This is a genomic window from Pseudoduganella sp. R-34 (genome assembly GCF_049904655.1).
GTDB lineage: Bacteria > Pseudomonadota > Gammaproteobacteria > Burkholderiales > Burkholderiaceae_D > Rugamonas.
This window is the reverse complement of sequence record NZ_CP184572.1, coordinates 4,030,098-4,042,259: the sequence shown is the minus strand read 5'-3', so window position 1 is coordinate 4,042,259 and position 12,162 is coordinate 4,030,098. Positions and strand designations below refer to the sequence as shown.

Annotated in this window: 12 protein-coding genes; all 12 read left to right on the top strand. The window is 60.9% G+C overall.

The window, feature by feature from the left end; genetic code table 11:
* The first annotated feature begins 105 nt into the window (after positions 1–105).
* A complete protein-coding gene (rpsB, locus tag ACN9MW_RS18465; RefSeq protein WP_130312122.1) occupies positions 106–858 on the top strand; it encodes a 30S ribosomal protein S2 in 753 nt (250 codons plus the stop codon).
* Positions 859–1,003: 145 nt separating this feature from the next.
* Positions 1,004–1,918, top strand: coding sequence for a translation elongation factor Ts (gene tsf / locus ACN9MW_RS18460; RefSeq protein ID WP_426161922.1), 915 nt, complete (start codon positions 1,004–1,006; stop codon positions 1,916–1,918).
* A gap of 270 nt (positions 1,919–2,188) precedes the next feature.
* On the top strand, positions 2,189–2,905 hold the full coding sequence (pyrH, locus tag ACN9MW_RS18455) for a UMP kinase (RefSeq protein WP_130312126.1): 717 nt from the start codon (positions 2,189–2,191) through the stop codon (positions 2,903–2,905).
* Positions 2,906–2,938: 33 nt separating this feature from the next.
* Complete coding sequence (gene frr, locus ACN9MW_RS18450) at positions 2,939–3,499, top strand: ribosome recycling factor (RefSeq protein WP_057262710.1); 561 nt, start codon at positions 2,939–2,941, stop codon at positions 3,497–3,499.
* A gap of 65 nt (positions 3,500–3,564) precedes the next feature.
* The gene (gene uppS, locus ACN9MW_RS18445; protein ID WP_426161921.1) at positions 3,565–4,317 is read left to right on the top strand and encodes a polyprenyl diphosphate synthase; all 753 of its coding nucleotides are present in this window, start codon (positions 3,565–3,567) and stop codon (positions 4,315–4,317) included.
* 11 nt (positions 4,318–4,328) lie between these two features.
* Entirely contained in the window at positions 4,329–5,165 is an 837-nt protein-coding gene (locus ACN9MW_RS18440; RefSeq protein WP_426161920.1) for a phosphatidate cytidylyltransferase, read from the top strand.
* Positions 5,166–5,173: 8 nt separating this feature from the next.
* On the top strand, positions 5,174–6,346 hold the full coding sequence (gene ispC, locus ACN9MW_RS18435; RefSeq protein ID WP_426161919.1) for a 1-deoxy-D-xylulose-5-phosphate reductoisomerase: 1,173 nt from the start codon (positions 5,174–5,176) through the stop codon (positions 6,344–6,346).
* Positions 6,347–6,356: 10 nt separating this feature from the next.
* Positions 6,357–7,721: an RIP metalloprotease RseP gene (rseP, locus tag ACN9MW_RS18430; RefSeq protein ID WP_426161918.1), complete on the top strand. Its 1,365-nt coding sequence runs from the start codon at positions 6,357–6,359 to the stop codon at positions 7,719–7,721.
* Between the two features lie 17 nt (positions 7,722–7,738).
* On the top strand, positions 7,739–10,072 hold the full coding sequence (bamA, locus tag ACN9MW_RS18425; RefSeq protein ID WP_426161917.1) for an outer membrane protein assembly factor BamA: 2,334 nt from the start codon (positions 7,739–7,741) through the stop codon (positions 10,070–10,072).
* Positions 10,073–10,116: 44 nt separating this feature from the next.
* Positions 10,117–10,629, top strand: coding sequence for an OmpH family outer membrane protein (locus ACN9MW_RS18420; protein WP_426161916.1), 513 nt, complete (start codon positions 10,117–10,119; stop codon positions 10,627–10,629).
* A 19-nt stretch (positions 10,630–10,648) separates the two neighbouring features.
* Positions 10,649–11,704, top strand: a complete 1,056-nt coding sequence (lpxD, locus tag ACN9MW_RS18415; RefSeq protein WP_426161915.1) for a UDP-3-O-(3-hydroxymyristoyl)glucosamine N-acyltransferase — start codon at positions 10,649–10,651, stop codon at positions 11,702–11,704.
* Positions 11,701–12,162, top strand: coding sequence for a 3-hydroxyacyl-ACP dehydratase FabZ (fabZ, locus tag ACN9MW_RS18410; RefSeq protein ID WP_055924214.1), 462 nt, complete (start codon positions 11,701–11,703; stop codon positions 12,160–12,162). Before lpxD ends, fabZ begins: the two co-directional genes overlap by 4 nt.

Below are 12,162 nucleotides of genomic sequence, written 5' to 3'. Positions count from 1 at the left end.
TCTTGCAAAGTAGTAAATTTTCTTATTTTATAAACCCGAATCCCCCCAACAAGGGTGCCCGCAAGGGTGACTGGGAGGATTCCAGACCCAACCCTGGAGTAAATAATGTCTGTAACGATGCGTGAAATGCTGGAAGCCGGCGTCCACTTCGGTCACCAAACCCGTTTCTGGAACCCAAAGATGGCTCCGTTCATCTTCGGCCACCGCAACAAGATTCACATCATCAACCTGGAAAAGACCCTGGCCATGTACCAGGACGCGATGAAAACCATCCGTCAAATCTCAGCTTCCCGTGGCACCATCCTGATGGTTGGCACCAAGCGCCAGGCTCGCGACATCATCGCTGCTGAAGCTCAGCGCGCCGGTGTTCCGTTTGTTGACCAGCGTTGGCTGGGCGGCATGCTGACCAACTTCAAGACCATCAAGACCTCGATCAAGCGCCTGAAAGACATGGAAGCTTCGATCGAAGACGGTTCCGTTGAAAAGCTGACCAAGAAAGACGCTCTGCTGTTCCGTCGCGAACTGGAAAAGCTGCAGAAGTCGATCGGCGGTATCAAGGATATGGGCGGTGTTCCTGACGCAATCTTCGTGGTTGACGTTGGCTACCACAAAGGCGCGATCACCGAAGCCGCAAAACTGGGCATCCCAGTGATCGGCGTGGTCGATACCAACCACTCCCCAGAAGGCGTGACTCACGTTATCCCTGGTAACGACGACTCCTCCAAAGCGATCACCCTGTACGCCCGCGGCGTGGCAGACGCGATCCTGGAAGGTCGTGCAAACGCTACCACTGAAGTCCTGGAATCCATCAAGACTGCAGCTGGCGACGAGTTCGTAGAAGTTAACGAGCAGGCTTAATTGCCTGGCTGCCGCAAGGCAGCTTCAGCTTGAGAAAGGGGTGGCCCACCAGCTCCCCCTTTTTTTTAAACAGAATCCCCCGGAAGAGCAGGCTGCCTTTGGCGCCGCCCCGGACTGAATCCCAAACCGAATACAGGAGAATCACATGGCAGCAATTACTGCAGCAATGGTAGGTGAACTGCGCGCTAAGACCGACGCGCCAATGATGGAATGCAAAAAAGCGCTGACCGAAGCCGGCGGCGACATGGACAAAGCGGAAGAGCTGCTGCGCGTTAAGCTGGGCGGCAAGGCTGCCAAAGCTTCCGCACGCATCACCGCTGAAGGCGTGGTTGCTTCCCACATCGCCGGCAACATCGGCGCCCTGGTTGAAGTGAACTCCGAGACCGACTTCGTTGCCAAGAACGACGACTTCCTGGCCCTGGCTGCCCTGGCTGCCAAGCTGGCCGCTGAAAACAACCCAGCTGACGTTGCTGCCCTGCTGGCCCTGCCAGCTGGCAACGGCCAGACCCTGGAAGAAGTGCGTGCTGCCCTGGTGGGCAAAATCGGCGAAAACATGTCGATCCGTCGCTTCCAGCGTTTCGAAACCACCGGCAAGCTGGCTGCATACCTGCACGGCACCAAGATCGGTGTAATCGTCGAGTTCGACGGCGCCGACGAGCAAGTTGGTAAAGACGTGGCCATGCACATCGCTGCAATGAAGCCAGTGGCTCTGTCCTCCGAGCAAGTTCCTGCCGACCTGATCGCTAAAGAGCGTTCGGTTGCCCAGGCCAAGTCGGACGAAGACGCTGCTGCCGCTGTTGCCGCTGGCAAGCCAGCCCAGCCAGCCGACATCGTTGCCAAGCGCATCGATGGCGCCGTTGCCAAGTACCTGAAAGAAGTGTCGCTGATGAACCAGGCTTTCGTGAAGAACGACAAGCAGTCCGTCGAGCAGATGCTGAAAGCCGCTAACACCACCGTTAAGGCATTCACCATGTACGTGGTTGGCGAAGGCATTGAGAAGAAAGTTGACGATTTCGCGGCGGAAGTCGCAGCCCAGATGGCTGCCTCCAAAGGCGCATAATCAAGAAAACGGGCCGAAAGGCCCGTTTTTTTAAGCCTGCTGCTTGCCAAACCGGTAAACCAGTGTCAGACCCGCAGGGTCTGACACCCGATACGCGGCGGCAGCGGGCAAGTGCCTGACCCTGCGGGTCAGGCACTGGTTTACCGGTTTTAAGGTTGTTAAGCCTCTTTTAAGGCTTTCAATCCTGAATTAAACGGTGGACAATGGCATTTCCGTTATCATTGCCGCCGAAGCCACACCGAACAAAACATTTAAAAGGAGCCCCAGCTCATGTCAAAACCAGCCTTCAAGCGCGTCCTCCTGAAATTGTCCGGCGAAGCCCTGATGGGCGATGACCCGTACGGCATCAACCGCGGCACCATCGAACGCATGGTGGCGGACGTCGCCGAAGTAGCAAAGCTGGGCGTTGAACTGGCGGTCGTCATTGGCGGCGGCAACATTTTCCGTGGCGTGGCGCCTGGCGCCCAGGGCATGGACCGTGCCACCGCCGACTACATGGGCATGCTGGCTACCGTGATGAACGCGCTGGCCCTGGCCGACGCAATGAAGCACGTGGGCGTGACCGCGCGCGTGATGTCGGCCATCGGCATCGAGCAGGTGGTCGAGCCATATGTGCGCCCGAAAGCGCTGCAGTACCTGGAAGAGGGCAAGGTCGTGATCTTCGCCGCCGGCACCGGCAACCCGTTCTTCACTACCGACACCGCAGCGGCCCTGCGCGGCTCGGAAGTGAGCGCGGAAATCGTGCTGAAGGCCACCAAGGTCGACGGCATCTACACCGCCGACCCGAAAAAAGACCCGAACGCCACCATGTATCACAAGATCAGCTTCGACGAAGCGATCGCCAAGCACCTGCAAGTCATGGATGCCACCGCCTTCGCGCTGTGCCGCGACCAGAAACTGCCGATCAAAGTATTCTCGATTACCAAGCCGGGCGCGTTGATGAACGTGATTATGGGCGAGGAAGAGGGTACACTGGTTCACGTTTAAAATATTTCAAGTAATTGCAACAGGAGAGCAGCAATGTCTATCGCTGACATTAAAAAGAATACTCAGGACCGCATGGTCAAATCGCTGGAAACCCTGAAGGCCGACTTGGCCAAAGTGCGTACCGGCCGCGCCCACGTAGGCATCCTGGACCACGTGATGGTGGACTACTATGGCAACCCGACCCCGCTGAACCAGGTGGCCAACCTGACCCTGGTTGACGCGCGCACCATCGGCGTAGCCCCGTTCGAAAAGAAAATGGGCGCCGTCATTGAAAAGGCGATCCGCGATTCCGACCTGGGCCTGAACCCGGCCTCGCAGGGCGACATGATCCGCGTGCCGACCCCGCCGCTGAACGAAGAGCGCCGCAAGGAAATGGTCAAGCTGTGCAAGGGCGAAGGCGAAGACGCTAAAGTCGCCGTGCGCAACATCCGCCGCGACGCCAACGAAGGCCTGAAGAAGCTGGTGAAGGACAAGGCCATTTCGGAAGACGAAGAGCGCCGCGCAGCTGACGAAGTGCAGAAGCTGACCGACAAGTTCATCGCCGACATCGACAAGACCGTCGCCGAAAAAGAGAAAGAAGTCCTGACCGTCTAAGGTCCCGAAACCGGGGAGGATAGGGGTATTGCCCCTGCCTCCCCGGATTTTTAGTTTACGCACCTATGAAATATTCTAGTTCGACAACCGACGTGCCTGATGCGCCCAAGGTGCCGCGCCACCTGGCGATCATCATGGACGGCAACGGGCGCTGGGCAACCAAGCGTTTCCTGCCGCGCGTGGCGGGCCACGTCAAAGGCGTGGAAGCGGTGCGCACGGTGGTGGAAGCCTGCGCCGAGCGGGGCATCGAGTACCTGACCGTCTTTGCGTTCAGCTCCGAGAACTGGCGCCGGCCGGAAGAGGAAGTTTCGCTGCTGATGAAACTCTTCGTGACGGCCCTGGAGCGTGAGGTGTCGAAGATGCATGCGAACAATATCCGCCTGAAGGTGGTGGGCGACCTGTCGCGCTTCGACCAGAAGCTGCAGGACATGATCGCCAATGCCGAGCGCAAGACCGCCAACAACACCCGCATGACCGTCACCGTGTGCGCCAACTATGGCGGCCGCTGGGATATCATGCAGGCGATCGGCAAGATGGTGGCCGAGCACCCCGGCACGACCGATTTCTCGGAAGAGCAACTGGCACCCTACCTGTCGATGGCATATGCCCCGGAGCCGGACCTGTTCATCCGTACCGGCGGTGAAGAGCGCATCTCCAATTTCCTGCTGTGGCAACTGGCCTATACGGAACTGCACTTCACCGACACCTACTGGCCCGACTTCAATGCCGAACGCCTGGATGAGGCGATTGCCTCCTACCAGGGCCGTGAACGCCGCTTTGGCCGCACTGGCGACCAGGTGGCAAAGAAAAGCAAATAAGAGCTAAAACAATGCTGAAAACCCGCGTGATTACCGCCGTCCTGCTGCTGGCGGTATTGTTGCCTGTCCTGTTCTCCGGCTACCAGCCAGCGGTGAATGTGGTGGTGGCTGTGTTCTTTGCCGCTGCCGTGTGGGAAGCCTTCCGCCTGTTCAAGAACCGCGCCGCGATCGTCGTGGCGGCCGCGTGGGCGGCGGCGTTTGTCTATACCTTCTTCTTCAATGCGGGACTCGAACAGGCCAGGTTCTGGCTGGCCATCGGCGCGGCCATCTGGCTGATCCGCTTTGCGCCGGCCCTCAAACTGGGCTTGCCGCCGGCCGAAGGCATGGGCAATACCATGCTGAGCATGGTGTACGCCGTGACCCTGGTGTCCTGCTTCGTCGCCATCCTGCTGCTGTTCGCGCGCGGCCCTGTCTACCTGCTGTCGGTCATGGCCATTGTGTGGGCGGCCGACATCTTCGCCTATTTCTCCGGCAAGGCTTTCGGCAAGCATAAGCTGGCACCGACCATCTCTCCCGGCAAGTCGTGGGAGGGCGCGGTAGGCGGCCTGGTTGCCGTGCTGCTGCTGGCCGTCATGACCGTGCTGCTGGCGCCATCCGTACCCCTGCTGCAGGACACTTTCGCGGTGCGCCTGGCGACCCGCATGGGCTGGGGCATCATGCTGGCCGTGCTGGTGCTGATCGTCGCCGCATCCATTGTGGGCGACCTGTTTGAATCCATGCTCAAGCGCCGCTCCGGCATGAAGGACAGCAGCAACCTGCTGCCTGGCCACGGCGGCGTGCTTGACCGTATCGACGCGCTGGTGCCGGTGCTGCCCATCGCTGCGTTGATCACTCCAAGGCTGTTCTAAGGAATTCCATGCAACGCATTACCATCCTCGGCGCTACTGGCTCGATCGGCGTCTCCACGCTGGACGTGATTGCGCGCCACCCGGACCGTTATTCTGTCTACGCGTTGACCGCCCATAGCCGCGTCGAAGAACTGGCTGCACAGTGCATCCAGTTCCGCCCGGCCCGCGCCGTGGTCGGCAGCGCCGCTGCCGCCGACCAGTTGGGCGCTCTGCTGCGCTCCGCCGGCTGCCGCACCGAAGTGGAGTGGGGCGAGGCCGCGCTGTGCGCCGTGTCCGCCGCCGCCGAAACCGATGCTGTGATGGCTGCCATCGTCGGCGCCGCCGGCCTGGCGCCAACCTTGGCTGCTGCCCGGGCCGGCAAGAAAGTCATGCTGGCCAACAAGGAAGCGCTGGTCATGTCCGGCCAGTTGTTCATGGATGCCGTGGCCGAAAGCGGCGCCGTGCTGCTGCCGATCGATTCCGAGCACAATGCGATCTTCCAGTGCCTGCCGCAAGGCTATGGCCGCGTTCCGGCCGCTGCGGGCGTGACCAAGATCCTGCTCACCGCCTCCGGCGGCCCGTTCTTGAAGCGCGACGTCTCCACGCTGGAAAATGTCACGCCGGACGAGGCTTGCAAGCATCCCAAGTGGGTCATGGGCCGCAAGATTTCGGTCGATTCCGCGACCATGATGAACAAGGGCCTGGAAGTGATCGAGGCCCACTGGCTGTTCGGCGCTCCGGCCGAACAGATCGAGGTCGTGATCCACCCGCAATCGCTGATCCATTCGATGGTGTCCTACAACGACGGCTCCGTACTGGCGGAACTGGGCAACCCGGACATGCGCACGCCGATCGCCCATGCGCTGGCTTACCCGGAACGCGTCGCCTCCGGCGTGGCACAGCTTGACCTGACCCAGGTCGGCACCCTGCAATTCGAAAAGCCGGACTTCAACCGTTTCCCTTGCCTGGCACTGGCCTTCGAGGCCTTGCGTTCAGGCGGCACCGCGCCAGCCTTGCTGAATGCGGCCAACGAGGTGGCGGTACAGGCCTTCCTCGACGAGCGCATCGGCTTCCGCCGCATCGACCGCGTGATTCGCCAGGTGATGGACGAATTGCCGCATGGAGCGGCCAGCAGCATTGATGCCGTGATGGCGCAGGATGCGCTGGCGCGGGCCGCAGCAGAACGGATCATCGCCGGATAAGCAGCCAGCCATGGACACTTTCCGCACCATTCTCGCCACGATTGTCTGTCTCGGTTCCCTGATCATCATCCACGAGTTGGGGCACTACCTGGTGGCGCGCTGGTGCGGTGTCAAGGTGCTGCGCTTCTCGGTCGGCATGGGGCGCATCGTCTGGATGCGCAGGTTCGGCAAGGACCAGACCGAATGGGCCTTGTCTGCCATCCCTTTGGGCGGCTACGTGAAGATGCTGGATGCCCGCGAAGGCGATGTATCCGGCCTGCCGGCCGAAGACCTGGCCCGTGAATTTACCCGCCAGAGCGTGTGGAAACGCATTGCCATCGTGGCGGCCGGCCCGCTGGCCAACTTCCTGCTTGCTATCGCCCTGTACGCCGGCCTGTACATGTCCGGCGTGCGCGAGCCGACGGCCCGCATTGCGGAACCGGCGAAAGCGACGGCGGCAGCAGCTGCCGGCCTGCACCGGGGCGACCTGGTCAAGTCGGTCAATGGCGATCCGGTGCAGGGCTGGTCCGAGCTGCGCTGGGCCATCATCCAGTCTGCAATTCACAAGGAAGCCCTGAGCCTGGTGGTCGAACGCCCCGGTTACGGCGAAGTTCGCGCTTCGCTGCCGGCCGAAGCGGCGGGCCATGCGAGCCTCGAGGACGACGTGCCGGCGGTGATCGGCCTCGACCTGATGCGCCCGCCGCCAGTCATTGGCCGCATGGAGGAGGGCGGCGCCGCCCTCCGCGCCGGAATGCTGAAGGGCGATGTGATCCAGGCTGTCGACGGCCAGCCGATTGACGATGCACGCGGCTTCGTGGCCGAAGTCCTGCGCTCGCCGGGCCGAAAGCTGGTCGTCACCGTGCTGCGCGAGGGGCGCAGGCTGGAGCTCGAGCTGACCCCGGATGCGGTAGAGGACAAGCAGGCAAACAGCAAAGGTCTTGTAACAGTCGGTAAGATCAAGGCCGAACTGGTGGGCGCTGTTGATACGATGGTGGTGCACTACGGCCCGCTGGAGGCAGGCGCCAAGGCGGTGCGCCAGGTAAAGGAAATCTGCACGATGACCTTCAAGATCCTGGGCCGCATGATTGTTGGTGAAGTCTCGCTGAAGAATATTACCGGCCCGCTGACCATTGCCGAATATGCCGGTGAAACGGCGAAAATGGGCGCCGAGCCTTTTATTGCCTTCGTCGCCTTTATCAGCGTGAGCCTTGGACTGATGAATTTGCTGCCAATTCCTGTTCTGGATGGGGGGCATTTGCTGTATTATTCGCTGGAAGTTTTGACAGGGCGCCCCGTTTCCGAGCGCTTTGGCGAAATGGCGCAGCGTATTGGACTGGGATTGCTGGTGTCTTTAATGGCGCTGGCGATATTCAATGACCTGGCCCGCCTGCTTTAATTTTTTTCGATTTGCCGATGAAATTACACACTGATCGTATCGCTCCCCAATTCCGCCGTACCCTGGTAGGCGCAGCCGTCCTGGCTTTCTGCTCCGGCAGCGCAATGGCCGCCGAGTCGTTCGTCGTCAAGGACATCCGCGTCGAAGGCATCCAGCGTACCGAAGCCGGCACCGTGTTCAGCTACCTGCCGGTGCGCGTGGGCGAAACCTTCAGTGACGACAAATCCGTAGCCACCATCAAGGCCCTGTACGCGACCGGCATCTTCAAGGATGTGAAACTGGAGCGCGACGGCAATGTGCTGGTGGTGATCGTGGAAGAGCGCCCGGCGATCGCCAAGGTGGATTTCAAAGGCACCCACGAATTCGAGAAGGACATGCTGGTCAAGGCGCTGAAGGATATCGGCGTCGGCGAAGCCAAGACCTTCGACAAGGCATCGGTGGACCGCGCCGAACAGGAATTGAAGCGTCAGTACCTGTCGCGCGGCCTGTACGGCGTGAAAATCACCACCACCGTTACCCCGATGGAGCGTAACCGCGTCAGCATCGACTTCGACGTCGATGAAGGCGACGTGGCGCGCATCAAGCAGATCAATATCGTCGGCAACAAGGCTTTCAGCGACAAGGAACTGAAAGAGCAGATCGCCCTGAATACCGGCGGCTGGTTCAGCTGGTACACCAAGTCCGACCAGTATTCCAAGACCAAGCTGAATGGCGACATCGAGACCCTGAAGTCCTGGTACCTGGACCACGGCTATATCGAGATGAACGTGGATTCGACCCAGGTCTCGATCACGCCGGACAAGAAGGACATCTACATCACCATCAATATCACCGAGGGTGAAAAGTACACGGTCTCCGACATCAAGTTCGAAGGCGAGATGTTCGGCCGCGAAGACGAACTGCGCCAGCTGGTGCTGCTGCAAAAGGGCAAGCTGTACTCCGGCAAGCTGCTGACCGCCACCAACAAGCTGATCACCGACCGCCTCGGCACCTTCGGTTTCGCCTTCGCCAACGTGAACGCCAATCCGGAAATCGACCAGGCCAAGCGCGAAGTCGCGTTCACCTTCTTCATCGACCCGGGCAAGCGCGCCTATGTGCGCCACATCAATATCTCGGGCAACACGACCACCCGCGACGAAGTGATCCGCCGCGAATTCCGACAGTTCGAATCGAGCTGGTACGACGCCTCCAAGATCAAGGCTTCGCGCGACCGCGTCGACCGCACCGGCTATTTCAAGGACGTGACGGTCGACACGCCGGAAGCGCAGGGCACCTCCGACCAGGTGGACATCAACCTGTCCGTGGTCGAACGCCCGACCGGCAATTTCCAGATCGGCGGCGCTTTCTCGCAGGCTGAAAAGTTCACCTTCAACGCGGCGATCCAGCAGGCCAACTTCGCCGGCTCGGGCAACACCGTGGGCCTGGAACTGAATACCTCGAAGTACAGCCGCACCATCGCGTTCTCGCACACCAATCCGTACTTCACGCCGGACGGCATCTCGCGCAGCTACGAGCTCTACCTGCGCACCTTCCGCCCGCCTGCAGTCAACACCGGCCTGTACACCATCAAGCAGACCGGCGGCCGCGTGAGCTTCGGCGTGCCGTTCTCCGAGCAGGACACCATCTTCTTCGGTATCGGGCTGGAAAAGTCGAACGTGGAAACCGACGAATCGTCGCCGACCTACTTCAAGCAGTACGTGCGCGACCTGGGCGGCCCGGCCAGCGGCGTCGGCTCGGTCAACGCCTACTCGGTTCCGCTGACCGCGGCGTGGGCGCGCGACAGCCGCGACTCCGCCATGACCCCGACCCTCGGCTACATGCAGCGCATCAACCTGGAACTGGATGCGATCGGCGAATCGAAGTACTGGCGAGCGGTGTACGAAACCCAGTGGTACAAGCCGCTGACCAACAAGATCACCCTGGCGCTGAAGGGCGAGGTCGACTATGGCCGCGGCTTCGGCGGCAAGAACTACCCGGTCTTCAAGAACTTCTACGCCGGCGGCATCGGCTCGGTGCGCGGCTACCAGAGTTCCTCGCTGGGCGCGGTCGACCCGCGCTACGGCGACTCGCTGGGCGGTGCTTCGCGCCTGATCGGCAATGCCGAACTGCAGATGCCGTTCCCAGGCCAGGGCCAGGACCGCTCGCTGCGCTGGTTCGGCTTCCTCGATGGCGGCCAGGTCTACCAGGAACGCCAGAAGATGCGCCTGTCCGAGCTGCGCTTCTCGGCCGGCCTGGGCTTGAGCTGGATTTCCCCGGTGGGGCCGCTGAAGTTGAGTTATGCTTTGCCTCTGAACGACAAACTGGGTGACCGCCTGGAACGCTTCCAGTTCCAGATGGGCACTGGTTTCTGATGCATTTAGTGCACCAAAGCAACTTATTTGGACGGAGAATCGAGTTGAAGACTGCAACCGCTACCCTGGGCAAAATCGCTGCCGTACTGGCGCTGGGCATGATGGCCGCGGCACCGGCGCTGGCGCAGTCCTCCCGGATTGCCTGGCTGAGCGCCGAGCGCATCTACAACGAATCGAAGCTGGCCAAGTCGGCCGACAACAAGCTGCGCGAGGAATTCTCCAGCCGCGAGAAAGCGCTGCAGGAACTGGCCATGCGCTCCAAGGCGGCGGCCGAGAAATGGGAAAAGGAAGGCGCCAGCAAGCCGGAGCCTGAGCGCAGCAAGCTGCAGCGCGAAGCCTACGAGGCGGACCTGAACTTCCAGCGCCGCCAGCGTGAATTCCGCGAAGACCTGAACCAGCGCACCAACGAGGAGCGTGCTGCGATTGCCGAAAAGGCGACGAAGATCATCAAGCAGCTTGCAAATACCGAAGGCTACGACATCGTCCTGCAGGACGCCGTGTGGGCCAGCCCGCGCATCGACATCACCAACAAGGTGCTGGAAGCGTTGGACAAATAACAGATAGATTGGATTACAGATGGGCCTTCGGCTAGGAGAACTGGTCGAGCGCCTGGGCGGCCAACTGGTGGGGGACCCGGAACTTTATGTTGCCGGAATCGCGCCGTTGACCGATGCAGGCGCTTCGCATATCAGCTTCCTCAGTAACAGCAAATTCCGTTCACAAGCAGGGCAAAGCCACGCGGCAGCCCTGATTGTCAGCGCCAATGACGATGCCACCGTGGCAGAAACCTACAAGGGTGCCCGCATCGTCGTCAAGAATCCCTACGTGTACTTTGCTCGCGCCGCGCAGATCTTCGAAGCGCAGACGGCCTATGTGCGCCCGGCCGGCGTGCACCCGACGGCGTATGTCGACCCGGCTGCGAGCGTGGACGCCACTGCCCATATCGGCCCCAAAGTGGTGGTCGAAGCGGGCGCCGTGATCGGCGCTGGCGTGGTGCTTGATGCCGGCTGCACCATCGGCCGCGATGCGCAGGTGGGCGAGGGCACGCATTTCTTTGCCAATGTGACTTTCCATTCGAAGTGCGTGATTGGCAAGCGCGGCATCATCCACTCGGGCGCCGTGATCGGCACCGACGGCTTCGGCTTTGCCAATGACGGCGGGGTCTACGTACGCATCCCGCAAGTGGGCCGCGTAGTGATCGGCGACGATGTCGATATCGGCGCCAACACCACCGTGGACCGCGGCGCACTGGCGGACACCATTATTGAAGACGGCGTGAAGCTGGACAACCAGATCCAGATCGGCCACAACTGCCATATCGGCGCGCACACGGCCATGGCCGGCTGCGTCGGCGTGGCAGGCAGCGCAAAAATCGGCAAGTACTGCACTTTCGGCGGCGCGGCGATGATCCTTGGCCACCTGACGATTGCGGACCATGTCCATATTTCGTCGGGCAGCCTGGTATCGCGCTCGATCACCGAACCAGGCCAATACACGGGTTTCTACCCCTTGGCCAAGAACAGCGACTGGGAGAAGTCGGCTGCGATTGTCCGGAACCTGCCGACCATGCGCGATAAAATGCGCGCGCTGGAAAAAACCATTAAAACTAAAACCGAAGACGAAGAATCATGACGACTACCGAAAACAAGACGATGGACATCTGCGAGATCAAGGCTTACCTGCCGCACCGCTACCCGCTGCTGCTGGTTGATCGCGTCATCTCTTATGAAGAGAACAAGTCCATCACCGCCATCAAGAACGTGACCGTGAACGAAGAGTTCTTCAACGGCCACTTCCCGCACAAGCCGGTCATGCCCGGCGTGCTGATGATCGAAGCGATGGCGCAGACCGCAGCCCTGCTGTCGTTCAAGTCCATGGGCATCAAGCCGGACGAGAATTCGGTGGTGTACTTCGTCGGCATCGACAATGCGCGCTTCAAGCGCCCGGTCGGTCCCGGCGACCAGTTGAAGATGGACGTGGAAATCCTGCGCAATGCGCGCGGCATCTGGAAATACAAGGCGGTCGGCTCGGTCGACGGCCAGGTAGCGCTGGAAGCTGAGCTGATGTGCACCATCCGCTCCGTGGAGTAA